The sequence below is a fragment of the Fictibacillus phosphorivorans genome, from assembly GCF_023715845.1.
Lineage (GTDB): Bacteria > Bacillota > Bacilli > Bacillales > Fictibacillaceae > Fictibacillus > Fictibacillus phosphorivorans_D.
Genome location: NZ_JAMBOR010000019.1, coordinates 1 through 17,449, shown reverse-complemented (window position 1 = coordinate 17,449; position 17,449 = coordinate 1). Strand labels below are relative to the sequence as shown.

General features: G+C 37.9%; 17 protein-coding genes and 1 pseudogene. 14 read left to right on the top strand and 4 right to left on the bottom strand.

The window, feature by feature from the left end:
* The first annotated feature begins 147 nt into the window (after window positions 1–147).
* The 5 genes from recQ to M3206_RS14225 all read left to right on the top strand — a co-directional run bounded on the left by recQ (window position 148) and on the right by M3206_RS14225 (window position 5,293).
* Window positions 148–2,295 (top strand): DNA helicase RecQ, encoded by a 2,148-nt coding sequence (gene recQ / locus M3206_RS14245; RefSeq protein WP_251313184.1) that lies wholly within the window; start codon window positions 148–150, stop codon window positions 2,293–2,295.
* On the top strand, window positions 2,292–3,488 hold the full coding sequence (locus M3206_RS14240; protein ID WP_251313182.1) for a class I SAM-dependent rRNA methyltransferase: 1,197 nt from the start codon (window positions 2,292–2,294) through the stop codon (window positions 3,486–3,488). The genes recQ and M3206_RS14240 overlap by 4 nt, the downstream gene beginning before the upstream one ends.
* Window positions 3,489–3,506: 18 nt before the next feature.
* Window positions 3,507–4,160, top strand: coding sequence for a futalosine hydrolase (locus M3206_RS14235; protein WP_251313180.1), 654 nt, complete (start codon window positions 3,507–3,509; stop codon window positions 4,158–4,160).
* 8 nt (window positions 4,161–4,168) lie between these two features.
* Window positions 4,169–5,008: a 1,4-dihydroxy-6-naphthoate synthase gene (locus M3206_RS14230; protein ID WP_251313249.1), complete on the top strand. Its 840-nt coding sequence runs from the start codon at window positions 4,169–4,171 to the stop codon at window positions 5,006–5,008.
* Between the two features lie 93 nt (window positions 5,009–5,101).
* Window positions 5,102–5,293: a hypothetical protein gene (locus M3206_RS14225; protein WP_251313179.1), complete on the top strand. Its 192-nt coding sequence runs from the start codon at window positions 5,102–5,104 to the stop codon at window positions 5,291–5,293.
* A gap of 40 nt (window positions 5,294–5,333) precedes the next feature.
* On the opposite strand, the gene M3206_RS14220 is transcribed toward M3206_RS14225, so the two are convergent.
* Window positions 5,334–5,786 carry an SgcJ/EcaC family oxidoreductase gene (locus M3206_RS14220; RefSeq protein ID WP_251313178.1) on the bottom strand — a complete coding sequence of 151 codons (453 nt, stop codon included), beginning with the start codon at window positions 5,784–5,786 and terminating at the stop codon, window positions 5,334–5,336.
* 84 nt (window positions 5,787–5,870) lie between these two features.
* Window positions 5,871–6,971, bottom strand: a complete 1,101-nt coding sequence (locus M3206_RS14215) for a PRK06851 family protein (RefSeq protein WP_251313177.1) — start codon at window positions 6,969–6,971, stop codon at window positions 5,871–5,873.
* 952 nt (window positions 6,972–7,923) lie between these two features.
* Between M3206_RS14215 and M3206_RS14210 the strand changes: the two genes are divergently transcribed.
* Window positions 7,924–8,589 carry a 5-bromo-4-chloroindolyl phosphate hydrolysis family protein gene (locus tag M3206_RS14210; RefSeq protein WP_251313175.1) on the top strand — a complete coding sequence of 222 codons (666 nt, stop codon included), beginning with the start codon at window positions 7,924–7,926 and terminating at the stop codon, window positions 8,587–8,589.
* Window positions 8,576–9,751, top strand: a complete 1,176-nt coding sequence (locus M3206_RS14205; protein WP_251313173.1) for a toxic anion resistance protein — start codon at window positions 8,576–8,578, stop codon at window positions 9,749–9,751. The genes M3206_RS14210 and M3206_RS14205 overlap by 14 nt, the downstream gene beginning before the upstream one ends.
* 430 nt (window positions 9,752–10,181) lie before the next feature.
* Here M3206_RS14205 and M3206_RS14200 read toward each other — a convergent pair.
* A pseudogene (locus M3206_RS14200) lies at window positions 10,182–10,513 on the bottom strand (N-acetyltransferase family protein).
* Between the two features lie 382 nt (window positions 10,514–10,895).
* Here M3206_RS14200 and M3206_RS14195 point away from each other — a divergent pair.
* Together M3206_RS14195 and M3206_RS14190 are read left to right on the top strand one after the other, a co-directional pair.
* Window positions 10,896–11,642, top strand: a complete 747-nt coding sequence (locus M3206_RS14195; protein WP_251313172.1) for a L,D-transpeptidase family protein — start codon at window positions 10,896–10,898, stop codon at window positions 11,640–11,642.
* Between the two features lie 147 nt (window positions 11,643–11,789).
* On the top strand, window positions 11,790–14,597 hold the full coding sequence (locus tag M3206_RS14190) for a DEAD/DEAH box helicase (protein ID WP_251313171.1): 2,808 nt from the start codon (window positions 11,790–11,792) through the stop codon (window positions 14,595–14,597).
* Between the two features lie 24 nt (window positions 14,598–14,621).
* Here M3206_RS14190 and M3206_RS14185 read toward each other — a convergent pair whose 3' ends face one another.
* The gene (locus M3206_RS14185) at window positions 14,622–15,014 is read right to left on the bottom strand and encodes a (deoxy)nucleoside triphosphate pyrophosphohydrolase (RefSeq protein WP_251313170.1); all 393 of its coding nucleotides are present in this window, start codon (window positions 15,012–15,014) and stop codon (window positions 14,622–14,624) included.
* Window positions 15,015–15,166: 152 nt separating this feature from the next.
* Between M3206_RS14185 and M3206_RS14180 the strand changes: the two genes are divergently transcribed.
* From M3206_RS14180 to M3206_RS14160, 5 genes are all read left to right on the top strand, one after another.
* Window positions 15,167–15,379, top strand: coding sequence for an RNA polymerase sigma factor (locus tag M3206_RS14180; RefSeq protein WP_251313169.1), 213 nt, complete (start codon window positions 15,167–15,169; stop codon window positions 15,377–15,379).
* An 8-nt stretch (window positions 15,380–15,387) separates the two neighbouring features.
* A complete protein-coding gene (locus M3206_RS14175; RefSeq protein WP_251313168.1) occupies window positions 15,388–15,687 on the top strand; it encodes an RNA polymerase sigma factor in 300 nt (99 codons plus the stop codon).
* A complete protein-coding gene (locus M3206_RS14170; RefSeq protein WP_251313167.1) occupies window positions 15,680–16,099 on the top strand; it encodes a DUF4179 domain-containing protein in 420 nt (139 codons plus the stop codon). The genes M3206_RS14175 and M3206_RS14170 overlap by 8 nt, the downstream gene beginning before the upstream one ends.
* Window positions 16,100–16,194: 95 nt before the next feature.
* Window positions 16,195–16,698 (top strand): DUF5643 domain-containing protein, encoded by a 504-nt coding sequence (locus M3206_RS14165; RefSeq protein ID WP_251313166.1) that lies wholly within the window; start codon window positions 16,195–16,197, stop codon window positions 16,696–16,698.
* Between the two features lie 170 nt (window positions 16,699–16,868).
* Window positions 16,869–17,294, top strand: coding sequence for a VOC family protein (locus M3206_RS14160; protein ID WP_251313165.1), 426 nt, complete (start codon window positions 16,869–16,871; stop codon window positions 17,292–17,294).
* Window positions 17,295–17,449 lie beyond the last annotated feature (155 nt).

Here is a 17,449-nt window from a genome sequence, read left to right as displayed (position 1 = left end):
CAAAAAGTTCCATTCGTTTACTTCAAACAGTTAATTATCCAAAAACGGCCGTTTGCATGAACGAAAACGGTAAGATGTGTCTTTGCTATGTTCGGAATGTACCTTTATAATCAAGAGATGACTAATCCTGAGGGGGCAAGGAAAGTTTTGATACAAAAAGCAAAGCAAATGCTAGAGTTGCATTACGGTTATTCTTCTTTCCGGAATGGACAAGAGCAAGCGATACAGTCAGTTTTAGCAGGTGAAGATACGCTTTGTGTCATGCCGACAGGCGGAGGAAAATCGATCTGCTATCAGATTCCAGCCCTTGTTTTTGAAGGAACTACGATTGTCATTTCTCCTTTAATCTCATTGATGAAAGATCAGGTTGATACATTATTGCAGTTAGGGATTTCCGCAGCCTTCATTAATAGTTCGATAACAGCGGCTGAGACAAGAGAGCGGATAGAAAAAGCAAAGCGTGGGGAATATAAACTTTTATATATTGCACCAGAGAGACTTGAATCTTATGACTTTATGGATCACTTAAAACAGATTGATATTCCTTTAGTAGCCGTGGATGAAGCGCACTGTATCTCACAATGGGGACACGACTTCCGTCCGAGCTACCAGCGGATTCAAAGAATGATAGGAAATCTGCCGAAGCGGCCTGTTGTGCTGGCATTAACCGCAACAGCTACACCAAGGGTCCGTCAGGATATTTGCTGGTCGCTTAATATTGATGAAAACAAGACGGTGTTAACAGGTTTTGAACGTGAGAATCTTTCTTTTTCCGTCATTAAAGGACAAGACCGTTTATCCTTCTTAAAAGATTTTATAAAAAAGAATGAAAAAGAAGCAGGCATTATTTATGCAGCGACACGAAAAACGGTTGATCAGCTGTATGAACAACTGAGAAAGAGTGGAATACAGGTTTCACGCTATCATGCCGGGATGAGCGATCAAGAACGGATGGAGCAGCAGGAGCAGTTTCTGCAGGATGAATCTTCCGTCATGGTCGCGACATCTGCGTTTGGGATGGGTATTGATAAATCGAACATTCGATATGCCATCCATTTTCAGCTGCCGAAAAATATGGAAAGTTATTATCAGGAAGCTGGCCGTGCTGGACGAGACGGACTTCCGAGTGAATGTATTCTGCTCTATTCGTCACAGGACGTTCAAGTACAGCGGTTCTTGATCGATCAATCAAGTGAAGCAGATCGTATCTCACAGGAACTTGAAAAGTTGCAGCTAATGGTAGATTACTGTCATACCGAGAGCTGCTTGCAAAAAATGATTGTTCGATACTTCAGTGACGAAGTGATATCTCCGTGTGGACGTTGCGGAAATTGTACAGACTCCAGGGAGAGCGTTGAGGTGACGAGGGAGGCTCAAATCGTACTGTCTTGTATCGTAAGAATGGGACAGAAGAGGTTCGGTAAAACGATTATCGCCCAAGTGCTCACAGGGTCTAGAAATAAAAAAGTACTGGAGCTGCGTTTTGATAAATTGCCGACCTATGGCATGCTGAAAGAAAAAAGCATGAAAGAAGTCACCGATTTTATCGAGTTTTTTATCTCTCAAGAACTTATTGCTGTTGAGCATGGTTCTTTCCCTACTCTTTACATAAAAGAAAAAGGAAAAGAAGTTCTGTTGGGTAAAGAGAAGGTTATGCGAAAAGAAGCGGTTCAAACCAAGCAGGTGTCTAATGACGATCCATTGTTTGAAGAACTTAGAATGGTACGAAAGCAAATCGCGGAAAAGGAAAATGTACCGCCGTTCGTTATTTTTGCAGATACCGCGTTAAAAGATATGTGCGTAAAGCTTCCTGAAACAAAAGAAGAATTTTTAACGGTTACAGGAGTTGGCCAAAATAAACTAGAGAAGTATGGTGAGCAGTTTATTGAGGCTATTCAGGAGTTTTTAGTACAAAACCCTGAGCGTAAAGAACTTGCAAGTAAGGGCTCTACTACGGAGACAGGCCCAGTTCGGAAAAAACCGACACCAAATTCTCACCTTGAAACATACGCGTTTTATAAAGAGGAAATGTCTGTTGAGGAAATAGCTGAGCATCGGGATCTAGCAGTGAGTACAGTGGAAAGCCACTTGATACAATGCATGCAGGAAGGGATGGACGTTCATATGGAAGATCTTATTCCAGATGAATATATTCTCGAGATTGAAAGTGCCATCCAGCAAGCTGGAGGCGATAAGTTAAAGCCGATTAAAGAGTTGCTTCCTGATGAAGTAAGCTATTTTATGATCAAAGTGTTTTTGCTTCAAAATGAGAATGAGAAACGGGTGACATTATGAAAAAGAACGTCCGGTTAAAAGTAAAACCTTCTTATGTGAAAGGCTTAAAAGCAGGTTATCCTCTTATTACAGAGGATGCGCTTCAAAATATCAGCCATGTTAAAGAAGAAGGTACAATCATCGAACTTTTTGATGACAAGAGTGTGTTCCTTGGAAAAGGATACTATGGCAAGCAGAACAAAGGAAGAGGATGGGTCCTCACTCAAAATCCACAAGAAATGATCGATCAAAACTTCTTTGAAAAGAAAATTAAGAAAGCGATCGATCACCGAGAAGCTTTGTACAATGATTATGAGACAACTGCGTTCCGTGTTTTTAACGGTGAAGGAGATGGAATCGGTGGCCTAACCATCGATCACTATAACGGTTATTATGTTTTGACTTGGTATAGTGAAGGAATCTATACGTTTAAGAATGAAGTGATCGAGTCTCTTAAAAAGATAGTGAAGGTAAAGGGACTATACGAGAAGAAGCGTTTTGCTGTTAAAGGAAAATACATCGATGATGATGATTTTGTAGAAGGCGAGCAAGCACCAAGTCCTTTACTCGTTCGGGAAAATGGAATCCACTTTGCTGTTTATTTAAACGATGGCGCGATGGTCGGTGTTTTCTTAGATCAGCGAGACGTTCGAAAAACGATTCGTGACCGTTATGCGAATGGGAAGACGGTATTAAATACATTCTCTTATACAGGTGCATTCTCAGTAGCAGCTGCACTAGGTGGAGCAACGAAAACGACGAGCGTCGATCTTGCTAATAGAAGCCGCAGTAAAACGCAGGAACAGTTTAGTGTAAATGGTCTGGACTATGAGGAACATGACATCATTGTTGAAGATGTATTCCATTATTTTAAGTATGCGGTTCGAAAAGAGCTATTGTTTGATTTGGTCATTCTTGATCCGCCAAGCTTTGCCCGTTCGAAAAAACATACGTTCAGTGCAGGAAAGGATTATCCGGAACTGTTGGCACAAGCGATTCAAATTACAGAAGAAGATGGAGTCATTGTAGCATCTTCTAACTGCAGTACGTTCGGTATGAGAAAGTTCAAAGATTTTATTGCTTCAGCCTTTAAACAAACGGGTGGAGCCTATGAAATCTTAGAGGAATTCAAGCTTCCTACCGATTTCAAAACGCATAAAGAGTTTAAAGAAGGTAACTACCTGAAAGTTGTTTTCATTAAAAAGTTAAGTTAAAAACGCGGAGGGATCTAGATGAATAAATATCGCCGCATTTTAATCATGACCTCAGTAGAAGCAGAACGAGATGCCATTTTGCGAGGGATTGGCACAGATTCAAGGATCGACGTTAAGTTAGCAGGCGTCGGTCCTATTTCTGCTGGGATTCAGACGGCAAGGGGTTTAACAGCTGATGAATATGATCTTGTTGTGAACATGGGCATAGCTGGAGGTTTTACAGGGAAAGCAGAGGTTGGTTCACTCGTAATCGCTAACGAAATTATTTCGGCAGACTTAGGGGCTGAATCGCCAGAAGGTTTTATTACATTGGACGAGCTTGGGTTTGGAGCTTCCACCCGTGTGAAAACAGATAGTGATGTAGTTCAGATTCTACTGGAAACGAGTAAAGCAGCAGATATACAAGTAAAAGCGGGAAACATTTTAACGCTATCGACAGTAACAGGGACGGAAGAAACAACTGCTAAACTGCAGCAGCGTGAACCAGGTGCCTTAGCTGAAGCGATGGAAGGGTACGGGGTCGCGATAGCTGCAAAAGAGTTTGGCATACCAGTTTTAGAGATTCGCGCCATTTCCAATCCAATCGGCCCTCGAGATCGTTCTGCTTGGCGGATCAAAGATGCTTTAGTTACACTAGAATCAGCAAGTAAAGTGATTGCGGAGGTTTTGTAATGAGTAAAATGAGTATTGCTTTTTCTCCTTGTCCGAATGATACGTTTGTTTTTCATGCTCTGGTTCATGGCCTTGTACCAGATGCTCCTGAATTTGATGTTACTTATACAGATATCGATATAACAAATGGTTTAGCAGCTCGATCAGATGAACTCGATATTTTGAAAATTTCTTATGCTGCTTTGCCTTGGGTACTTGATAAATATGCTCTTATTCCTTGTGGTGGTGCGCTAGGACGTGGATGTGGTCCGCTCGTTCTCGTAAACCAAGCAGGTGATGTGAACCCTGAAATGCTTTCTGGGGCAAAGGTGGCTGTTCCAAGTGAACGCTCGACTGCTTATATGCTATTCCGTTTGTGGGCAGCACAAAATGTTCCAGGCGGAGTAGGTGAGATCATTGTGATGCCGTTTAATGAGATCATGCCTGCCGTTAAGGATGGAAGAATTGACGCTGGTCTCGTTATTCATGAAGCACGGTTTACCTATCAAGACTATGGACTGACGATGCTTGCGGATATGGGGAATTGGTGGGAAGAAGATACTGGACTCCCGATTCCATTAGGCGCGATCATCGCACGCCGTTCACTAGATTTAGAGTCTATTACAAAATGGATAAAAGAATCAGTAGAATATGCATGGAGAAATCCTGAAGCGTCAAAAGATTATGTGATGCAGCATGCGAGCGAGCTGTCTCCAGAAGTGGCTCAGTCTCACATCAATCTCTATGTAAATGATTTTACCGCTGATCTTGGTGAAAAAGGGTTTGAAGCGATTACTACGCTTCTAAATCGTGCAGGTCAAGAAGGCATTGTACCGAACAAAGACTATACGAATCTATTAAACGATTAACGAGAAATGCGGCATATTTTCCGCTTTTAACCACTTGGCCCTATCATGCATACCTTATAACAAGCAGGAAAATCTGTTATAAGGAGGCGCAACATGTCTAATACAAACGTGTTAACATTGATTGGTGCTTTACTAGCTGGTTATTTTCTCCTTGGCTTGCCGTTAGGCGGAACGTTTTTAGCTCCGTTCGCTCCAGCGATCAATATTATCGCTATCCTAACTGTGTTAGTGTTTGCAGCAGTATTGATCTACAAAGGAATATTGAACTTATTAGGTAAGCATTAGTTATAGAAAAAGTTAAACCCGCTGACACCAGCGGGTTCTTTTATTTAGTTAACAATTCTTTTAGTTCATCCGTCATTTTTTCTAAAAGTTCAGGCCGGCCATGAAATTGTGCTGGTGTGTTTTGGAATAGCTTAATGAACCAGCTTTCGCCTTCTTTTATAGCAACAACTGTATGATGAGTATTCAGCTCAGGAGAAAGTTCTGTCTTTCCGATCGGTACCATCCCAGCTATAGCACGAAGAATCGCAGCATTATCGCTTAAAAAAGAAACACTCTTCACTTTTCCGTAATAAGGCGGGGTAGGAAAGTTTTCGAAGATCGGATTTAAATGTGAATAAATTTCCTCACGTCCGATCGCCTGACTGCCATCATAGCCGATCATCTCAGCATCACCGGTGAAGTGGTCAGCCATTCCTTGAGCATTTCTGTCGTTCCACGAGTTTAAAAAGCGGTGATATAGATCTTGAACCAATTTGCCTTCCTTCGTATTCATAGCTAGTCCTCCATATGTATGATTTAACGTGTATTCATCATATCAAAAAAAGCCACCATAAGAAAAATGGTGGCCTATTCTAAGTTATTTTTGTCTTGCAGCTGCTCTCTTTTCAATCTCTGCATGGAGTGACTTCTGAATTTCATCAATCTTTGTAAAATCTATCGCTTCTATATAATATTTTTCTAACTCATCATGTTTTCGTTTCGCTTCTGCTAAAAAGCTGATGGCTTCTTTCATTTTTTCAGAATATCGCCAGCTAATCACTTTTAGCTCAGCTGCATACTTTTCGTCTGTACCTGGTGTAATCGTTTTTGCGTACATATCAACAATGGAATCTCCTGGTCGCTCAGGAAAATACTCGTGTGGAGCAGTACTGTCGAAAATCGCAAAGCCAAGTTCTCTCACAATAATCATATCGAGGCTGTTTGGATCAAAACCACAGTGGTAGATCTCTACATCGTAACCAGAGGCTTCTGCGTTGGCTGCGAGCTTTTTTAACATGGTGGACTTACCCGAGCCTGGACGTCCTTTAATAAGATATCTTTCCTTTAAACCTTCTGTTAAATTTGGAACAAAATCCTTCGCTCCTAGCGGAGTAGCCGCCCCTAAGAAACGATGATAGACCTTGCCTTGTTTGTTCTGCTTTTTCGAAAAGAATTTATGCATCAGTTCATCTGTCAGTTCATTTGCCTTATTGTAGTCCATGTTCTTGATATAAATCTTTTCCCATTCATCATGAACAAGAAGTGCTTCGTGAAAGATCGAATAGGCCGTTTGGAAATCGGCAGAAATGTCCTCGGATAGCTTCAGGATTTCTTCCTTGTTCTTAGCGAGCTTACTTGAGTCCCAGGCAACACCTAAGTTTACATATTCCTCAATGGCACCCGGAGCTTTTGGTTCAATAACATGCGGAGCCGTACCATCCACAATACCAACCTTCAAATCACGTAAAATGATCCCATCGATCGAACCGTTATCAGAAGCACAATGTATATACTCAACATCGTAACCCTCTTCGTTCCATTTCTTCCCGATGGCTTTCATCAAAGTGGATTTTCCCGTTCCTGGTCCTCCTTTAAGGATAAAAAGACGTTCAAGGTCATTTAAGTTCGATTCAAATAAGTTATGAAAACCTCTTGCTGTATTGCCGCCAGCATAGTAATTTAATATTTTTCCAGCCAATGTTAAAAACACTCCTCTTATAGTTAGTTGTGTTTCCTAGATGCATTCTATGAGAGAAGAATCGAATAGGTGAGAGCCTAATAAAAAAGTTTAATAATTAGATTGTTGAAATATGATGAAAGATAAAGAAACATTACGAAAAAAGAAGTATGACAAACAAAAGAGGAATAAAATCAACTGAAATCACATAATATTGATTATTCTGAATATTTGAAATACGTTCAAAATAGGTTAATATGTATTTACAAAGAAACACCACCTTTACAAGGAAGGCGTGATTCCAATGACGCAAGTAAGCGAAGCATATTAAATCACATCCAGGTAGAAATCAGCCCGTGAAAACTGATTTCGAGATGTGTGAATATGCGGGAACGCGCAATACACAATACGAAAGAGGATGATTCCAATGACGTATGTGAGCGAAGCATGCTAGGATCATGTTGCAGATGGAAATAGCCGGTGAAAACTATTTTCGCAGCGTGTGGGCATGTGGGAAACCAGAGTGAAGGAAAAATATTGATCTAATGCAAGGCAATTGATTGAACGGACAATTAATTGAAGTCTAGTTATGGGATAAATAACTAGCATTGTGTATTAGTAAGAAAGGAAAGAAAGTTTAAGTGAATAGTGTGAGTATAAGCTAAAGGCGCTGTTTATGTGATATATGCATATTCAGCGTCTTTGTTTTGTTTGGTTCTAATCCTACATACGTTACAATGAAGGTAAATATAGCTAATCCAAACTCACCTGTATTAACCCAGGTGAGTTTTTTTAATAAATACGCCTTAAGTCTTAGAGCACATTACTTCCTGAAGCCATGGTTATTTTAGGAAGGTTCCGATAAGGTAAGACTAGAAACTATGTATAAGGAACTTTTTTCATGAAAAAATGAAACTATAAAACTTGTACATTCGTATGATTAATAAAGAGTTCATGTCAGGAGTCGATTACAATGAACGGATTTTTAGCTTTTTTTATCCGCATGTTTGTTGCTGTCCCATCATCAGTAGGAGTGTGGCTGGCGAGTATCATTGCGTATGAACAGTCGTATCTTATGTCATCTGGAATCGCCGTGGCAGGTGGAGCTGCCGCCTATACAGCAACAGGGCTTCTGCAAAAGCAGCGATTTTTGAACAGCCATCAACTATCAAGACGAGAATATAAATACATCAGACACAATTTAGACGAAGCCAAACCAAAGATCAATCGTCTCCAAAAAGCACTGCTTTCTGTCAGAGACCTGCCAACCTTAAAGCAAAGAGTGGATCTAGTGCGGGTCGTGCGGAAGATATATAGCTTAACTCAAAAAGAGCCAAGACGTTTTTATCTAGCTGAACAATTTTACTTTTCGCATTTGGATTCAGCTGTTGAACTTACGGAAAAATATATGTTTCTATCAGCACAGCCTCGAAAAACAAAGGAACTTACCAAATCTTTAGTAGAAACGAAACGAACCCTCGATGAGTTAAAGGAATACATCGAAAAGGATTTGTACCAGGTTTTGTCAAATGATATAGAAGATCTTCATTATGAAATCGATGTCGCAAAGTATTCGATTCAATCATTGAAAGAATCACAATCTATTAAAAAGGCAGGAGATATAAATGAAAGAAAATAACGCACCCCTGTTTGATCATACAAATGAACCAACCAACCTGATGGATGACTTGCTGGCTAATCCGTTTGGTGAAGAGAAGGAACAAAACTTGCAAGAAGGGGAAAACAAACAGATTCGTTTGATTGATGTTCTGCCAGAAGAAAATAAAGAAAAGGCTTATCAATTAGCTAAGCAGATCGATCCGAGCAACCACCAGTCAATGATCACTTACGGAGCACCTGCACAAGCGAAGCTTCATTCCTTTTCTAACACGATGCTGGAACATGTGAAAGGGAAAGACACAGGCCAAATCGGTGAGATCATTGGTGACTTGATGAGAAAGCTTCAAGATGTAAATCCTGAAGAACTAAAACCGAATAAACCAACATTGATCGGCCGCATGTTTGGTAAGATTTCCGGTTCTGTTCAAGAAGTGCTTTCCAAGTATCAGAAGACTGGTGCACAAATTGACCGCATTTCGGTAAAACTGGATGGAAGCAAAAATGTACTGATGTCAGATATCGTTATGCTGGAGAAATTGTATGAAAACAATAAGGAATACTTCGAGGCGCTGAATGTATATATTGCTGCAGGCGAGTTGAAGCTGGAAGAATTGAATCAAGTCACGATCCCTGAAATGAGAAAAGTAGCGGAGCAAACAAATGATCAAATGAAGTTCCAGGAAGTAAACGACATGGTCCAATTTGCTGATCGCTTAGATAAACGCATCCATGATTTAAAATTAAGCCGTGAAATCACCATTCAAAGTGCACCCCAGATTCGCCTTATTCAAAATACGAACCAGGCACTTATTGAAAAGATTCAATCGTCCATCATGACTGCGATCCCGCTATGGAAAAACCAAGTAGCGATTGCACTCACATTGATCAGACAACGTAATGCGGTAGAAGCTCAAAAACAAGTTTCTAAAACAACGAATGAACTTTTATTAAAAAATGCAGAGATGCTCAAAAGCAATACGATTGAAACAGCTAAAGAAAATGAGCGCGGCTTAATCGATATTGAAACTTTAAAGAAAACCCAGGAAAACTTGCTCTCTACACTCGAAGAAACGCTTCGCATTCAAGAAGAAGGACGCATGAAGCGCCGTCTGGCAGAAGAAGAACTCGCATCCATGGAGATCGGATTAAGACAGAAGCTGCTTGAGATTAAAGGGGAATAAGAGTGAATGGATACAGGGATTTTAGCAGTTTACTTCACAATTGAATAAAAAAATGTGGGGCTGATTCAAAAGTTATAAATCTTTTGAGTTCAAGCCCTTTTTTAAATCAAAAAAGAGAAAAAAGGACGTTTTGATGAATCAAAACTAGATGAGGTTATGAGTTCAAGCAAACGTGACTGTCTATCAAGCCGTTTTAAATACTAAGTAAGACTTAAACCAGCAAGTTTGAGCGAAAAGTCGCCCATTCTTAGCGAAGACTAGGAATTTAGAGCGTAGCTCGGCGATTCTGAGCGTAACTCGAGGATTTTGAGCGAAACGAGGGTCATTTTGCGCGAACGTGTAACAGAATAAAAGAACACGTACCGTGAAAATCTCTATTCGATCTTTTCATTAAAAAAAGGCTGACGTTGATCAGCCCACTTATAAATCCTTAAAGTAATAACCCCATCATTACCGTGTTTCGATATTCACCTCTAATAAAATTGTCTTTTTTCAGTACTCCTTCCACCACAAACTCCAACGCTTTATAAAGCTCGATCGCAACGGTATTGGTTTCATTGGTGACGAGACTGATCTTTTTGGTCACGCCATTTTGTTTAGCCCATCCGATGAGGTCGTTCATTAGTACTTGCCTAATCCCAAACCCGTATACTTTTTAGAAATGACGATCCCTAGTGTTCCAACATGTTTAATTCGTTCTTTTTGTGAGGAATGAATGGTGGCGATACCGATGATTTCAGAATTTATGAGGGCCAGCAACATAATAGAATTTGGCTCATTTAGGTTTCTGTAATGTGGTTTTCATACTCTCCTAAATCCCGCTTAAATTCGTTTGCTCCGAAAGAAAGGAAATCTGTTTAACCACCAACCACGTTGTAAAAGTCGATAATGCATTGGGCATCTTCTTTATTTGCTTCCCGTATCGTCACTTCTTTTTTGTTTTTCATGATTTAGTTTGCGCAAGTATACTCATTCCTTTAGCTATTCATTCTTAAATTAAATATAACCTATCAGTCTATTCATGGGTTACCCCGAATATTCATGTTTTTTTGATTAATTTTTTTTACAAAACAGTAATGCATCTCCTGTTCCCTCGCATAGAATATGAGGATTTGTTATTTCAATAAGGAATAGGAGAGAAAGAATGAAAACGAAAAAATTAATGATCGGGTTACTCATGTTTTGCTTTATGTTCTTTTTCGTGCAACCGGCCCATGCAGCATCTTCGTCCTTTATCGTGATCAATAAATCTACAAACCAATTAGCGTATTTCGAGAATAATAAATTATCGAAAGTGTTCAAAGTTGCGACAGGTAAACTACCCTCCTACACACCAGAAGGGAAATTTAAAATTGTAAACAAGATTTTAAATCGGCCTTATTATACAGGGAAAATACCGGGTGGAGATCCCCGAAACCCGCTAGGCAACCGATGGCTCGGGCTAAATGCAAGAGGGACTTGGGGAACAACCTATGCGATTCATGGAAACAATAATGCAAGTTCCATTGGAAAATATGTCAGTGCAGGATGTATCCGCATGTATAACAACGATGTGCAATGGCTTTACGCCAGAATTCCAGTGAATACACCAGTCGTTATCACTACTTCAAGCAAGACACTTCCAACAATAGCAGCAGCGAATGGATATAAAATTACTAACGCTCAAACAGTGCCAGTAGCCTCAACCGTGAATCTGAAAAAAGGAAGCCGCGGAGCCGAAGTCATGGAGCTGCAACGAAGATTAACGCAATTAGGATACAGCACAAAAGGCATTGATGGTATCTTTGGGAAAAATACAGACGCAGCCGTTCGGAAGTTTCAGAAGGCAAAAAAATTAAAAGTGGATGGGATTGTAGGACCAGCCACAAAGAAGGCGTTGGGGATGTTTTAATTAAACAAGTGTTTAAAAAAGGACTCATTAATGAGTTCTTTTTTTTGAAAAAAGCACTTTAACTAAGATTATGATCTTTTTATTAAAAGCTGCTTATAGTAGTATTTCTAAGTAACAGAAAGAAAATTTTGGTATTAGGGGATTATTATGGACTTTGAGAAGAAGTTAATCGTCAACTCAGATAAAGAAAACTTACTTGGGGAACTTATTCATTCAATGAATGAGTGTATCTCGTTTTATTTTAGTGTGGCTTTTGTGAATTTTAGCGGGCTTCAACTTTTGCTTGATCCATTAAAAGAAGCACGAGAAAAGGGAGTGAAAGGTAAGATTATCACTTCAACTTACCTGAACTTTACAGATGCAAAAGCGTTAGAAAAAATGAAAGAATTTGATAACGTCGAACTAAAAGTTTTTGTTACAGATAAAGATGTAGGGTTTCATACAAAGGCTTATATATTTGAATACAAAGATTCATTCAAAGTTATTATTGGTTCATCAAATATCACTCAAAGTGCGCTCAAAAGCAATATAGAATGGAATGTTGAAGTTATCGCTAAAGAGGATGCTAATTTTATAAAAAAAGTATTAAAAGAATACAATGCATTATGGGAATCAAGTGCTGAAGCTAATGAGGATTTTATTCAAGATTATGAAGCATTCTTAAAGAGTGTTAAGAAAACACCATTTCAACAAGTCATTTATGAACATAAAGGTTATTTTGTCCCTAATAGGATGCAGAAACGTGCAGTAGAAAATCTAGAAAGACTCCGACATTTTAATGAGAAGAAAGCACTCGTGATCGCTGCTACAGGAACGGGTAAAACGTATATGTCAGCTTTTGATGTAAAACGTAATAGACCTAAGAGGTTGTTATTTATCGTTCATAGAGAAGAAATCCTTAAGAAAGCAAAAGATACATTCGAAACACTTTTACCTAATGAAGGTCTAAGATTTGGTTTGTTAACGGGGAATTCCAAACAGAAAAATGCTGATTACATTTTTGCTACAATACAAACCCTATCAAAATGTTACCAAGAATTCGATAGAAATGAATTTGAGTATATGATTATTGATGAAGCACACCATGCTATTAGTCCATCTTATCGAGAAGTATTAAATTATTTTAACCCTAATTTTACTTTGGGAATGACAGCTACTCCTGAGAGGACAAATAGTGGGAATGTTTTTGATCTATTTGATAATAACGTAGCTTTAGAAGTGAGACTACATGAAGCTTTAGAAGATGATCTTGTCACTCCCTTTCATTACTTTGGGATCACTGATATTGAAAGTATTGATCTTAGTGATGTTCATATTGATGATATAGCAGAGATCACGAAAAGATTAAAAATAAACGAACGTGTGGATTTTATAATAGAAAAGATGGAGTTTTATGGTCATGATGGTGATAAAAGAAAGTGCTTAGGTTTCTGTGCAAGTATAGAACATGCACAATACATGGCGACAGAGTTTAATAAAAGAGGTTACAACAGTGTATGTTTATTTGGAGAGCATTCTCCATCTCAACGAGAAATGTATATTAATAGATTAGAAGACGACTCCGACAAATTAGAATTTATATTTACAGTGGATATTTTCAATGAAGGAGTTGATATACCTTCTGTCAATTCTGTCCTCATGTTAAGACCAACAAATTCACCTATTGTTTTTATTCAACAATTAGGAAGAGGACTAAGAAAACATGCTACTAAAAGTTTTCTTACCGTATTAGATTTCATAGGGAACCATAATAAAACATTCTTAATCGCTTTAGCTCTCAATGGTAGTCGTTATTACGATAAAGAGAGTTTGAAGATTGCGATAGTCACGGGTTTCGCGAATATCCCAGGTTGCACACATATCCACATGGACAAAATATCGCAAGAAAGAATACTAGAGCAAATCGATAATGAAAATTTCAACTCTATGAAATACCTAAAAGAAGAATACTTTGAATTCAAGAAGTTAAATCAAGGGCATATCCCATACCTTCTGTTGGATTACCTTAAATTTGATGGAGCTCCTGATCCTATAAAATTTATAAATAGAGAGAAATCTTATTTGCATTTTGTAGCTAAAGTAGAAAAGGATGAAAAGCTAAAAACCCTTTTGTTAGGCGATCATTTTGAAGCCACTATAAAAGAATTGTCTAGTCATCTGCCACTTAAGAGGATCTATGAGTTTGTCATTATTAACTTTTTATTAGAACATGAGTCTATTGGTATAAACGAAGCAAAAAATGAAATCTTAAAGTTAATTAAAAATGTAGATAAAGACAGTATATTGCATGCTTTTGAATGTTTGGATCATAAATATTTTGATAGTGGTCAGAAGAAAAGTAAGCCTCGGTTATTTGTTTTAGTAGACAATAAACTTTTTAAAACAGATTTGTATAAAAGAGTTCTGGAGAATAGTGAATACAGAAAATTTGTAGAAGATATTGTGACATATGGAATCTTTAGATACGAAAAGGAATACAAAAAAGAATATTATGGGGTACCGCATTTTAAACTATATGAGCAGTATCAGATGATGGATGCTGCATTTCTTTCGAATTACAGAAAAACTCATAGCTCTTTTAGAGGCTCGGGTTTACTAGCCAATGGTAAGGAATACTTTCTTTTTATTGATTTACATAAAGAGGAAGACATTAAAGAGAGTATAAATTATCAGGATAAATTCCTGAGCGAACAGTATCTTCAGTGGCAATCTGTAAATAGTACTACGCAGCACTCTGAAAGAGGACAAAATATCATTCATAATAAACAAAGAGGTGTCCATTTACATCTTTTTGTGCGTAAGTTTGGGAAAATTGATGGGAAAACAGAACCTTTTATTTATATCGGTAAAGGAGACTCAGTTGCTTATGAGGGTGAAAAACCGATAACTGTTAAAATTAAGCTTGAGAATGAAGTTCCAGCAAGTTTATATAATGAATTCATAATAAAAGTCTAGACTTCTTGTTTGAAGTCTAGACTTTTATTCGTTCATTAGTTGCTCAACAGCTGGAATGTCTGCAGGAGCCCATTTTAATGCCGAAAGATTTTCTCTTTTTAGCCATATTAATTTAGAGTGTTCATTGGCTTTAGGAATCCCTTTGGTTATTTTGCTCTTAATCGCAATGAGATTAATATTAAATGTCTCATATTCGTGAGTATGTTCATTAAAGAGATCAATGGTTTCAATGGAACATCCTAATTCTTCATTAATTTCTCTTTTTAGGGCAGAAAATAAATCCTCACCGGGTTCAACTTTTCCACCAGGAAACTCCCACATATTCGGGATTAACATTTTAGGCGATCTTAGAGCACATAAGATTTCATTGTTTTCATTTTCGATAACAGCGGCTACTACTTTTACTAACTTTTTCAATGTAATCCTCCATGGCATGGTTTTATTTCTATTGATCATCATATCATTTTTTTAGTAACAAGCTAAAACCTTAATAAATTATTTTATGTTTTCTAAAACTTTTTCCATTTTCCAGAGTCTAATATATAGGTAAGGGGTTAGGAGGCGAAAAGTTGGAGACAGAACAGTTAGTGAGAAAAGCAGTTAAAGGGAACGATGATGCTTTTTTGCAGCTTATTCACATATATAAAGTGGATCTATATAAAACAGCGCTCTCCTTTTTACGAAATGAGGAAGAAGCTCTTGAGGCGATACAAGAAGTAACATACCGTGCTTATAAAGGAATTCGGAAAGTTAAAGAACCAACTTATTTCAAACTTGGCTGATTCGAATTATGATCAACTATTGCAATGACCAACTTAAAAAGCAAAAACGAGTTGTTAATAATGAAACATTGTTGAAATCCATTGGGATGAAAGAGGATCACTCGGAGATGGAACTCCGGGATGCGATGCTTGGGCTAGACGAACGGTCCCGTGAAATACTTACTTTAAAATACTTTCATGACTTGAAGATAAAAGATATTGCTGGGACCATGGAATGTCCAGAAGGAACAGTTAAGACTTGGCTAAACAAAGCATTGAAAGCACTAAGAGAAAAACTTGAAGAGAAAGGGGATAACCTCAATGTTTAAAAGAAAAGAGGAGCAATTGAACGACTTTAAAAAGGAATATGACCATGTTCCTTTATCCCTTGAAAATTTAGATCAGGCTATTTTGACAGGTTTTAATAAAGCTAAAGGAGAACGAAAATCTAAAAGAAAGAGAAAAAGTTTTTATAGTTTTATAGCAGCCGCTCTTTTATTCATTGGATTATTCTCATCGATTCGAATTTCTCCAGTGTTTGCAAACTATATCGCTGAGATTCCTGGTATGGAAAAAATCGTCGACCTCATCAGGCAGGATAAGGGAAGAATGGCTGCAGTTGAAAATAAATATTATCAGGAACTAGGTGTTTCTTCTGAAGTAAAAAATGGTTTGAAAGTTACTTTGGATGGAACAATAGCAGATGAAATGGGAATTGTTCTATACTACTCTCCACTCTGAAGAAAAGCAGAAATCTTTGCAGATTGATCAGGTAAAGATCAAAGCTACAGATGGAACTGTCCTTGACGAGGCAACAATTTCTTATGGTGCTCCACATGAATCAAAGAAAGGTCAACATTTCATATAGTGGAGAGATTGAGTATTTCTTTGAAAAGCCGTTAACTACAAAAGAATATATGGTTGATATTGAAGTAAGTGGAGAAAAATTCTCTTTGCCGATTACGTTAAAAGACTTTAAAAAGAAAAAAGTATATCCCATCAATAAAACGATGGAATTAGAAGGCCAAAAGATTAATGTTGAGAAAGTAATCGTTTATCCTCTAAGAATAGCTGTGTATCTAGAAGCAGATCCAAGTTACAACAAACAGATTCTCCATCTTGAGGATTTACGAATTATTGACGAAAAAGGTGAGGTTTGGGGTAAGATTACGAATGGTATAACAGGAACTGGTTCATATAATGAAAAACAAGAAATCTACTTACAGAGTAATTATTTTCATGAGCCGAAAGAGTTGTATCTCCTTTTAAATAAAGCTCAAGCTGTTCATAAAGATGATTTGTTTGTGATTGTAGATTGTTCCAGCTCTTTATACACGTAAAGAGCCGATTAAACTAAAGCTGAGTTATTATCCGGACTGGGTTCAGGGCAAGGAAAAAATAAGAATAAAATAAAATTTAAAGGGTGATTCTCTTTTGAAGAATCACCCTTTTTGCGAAAAAGAGATTAAATCTTTATAATTCTACTCAACAAGTGGAAGAGGTGAATGTAATGCGGCTTGATCATACGGGCATTGCCGTTAGAAGGATCGATGAGGCGATTGAATTTTATACAACGGTCTTAGGTGGGAAACTTACGGAACGCTATACGAGTGAGAAGCCTGGAGTCGAAACGCATATTGCCGTGATTGAAATGGAAAACCAGGTTATTGAGCTGTTGGAACCTACGAGTAGAACTTCTCCGATTGAACGTTTTATCAGGCAGAATGGGAAGGGTGTTCATCATTTAGCTTATGCAGTAGATGATCTAATGAAGACAATTGAAGACTTTGAGAAAAAAGGATACACCTTTTTAAAAGATACATATCGTATCAATCCTTATGGTCGAAGATTGATCTATATGAATCCTGTTCATTCACAAGGGCAAATTATTGAACTATGTGATTACCCTGAGAAAAATAAAGAAAGTAGTACCTGAAAGAAGATCGACTTTAACTAGTCGATCTTCTCAGCTTGTAGACAAAGTCATGTCTACAAGCTTTTTTTATTGTACAATTAAAGTAGATAATGTTTGAGGGGAGAAATATACATGTTATCTAAGCATACTACTGAAGGACGTCACCAAGTAACTCT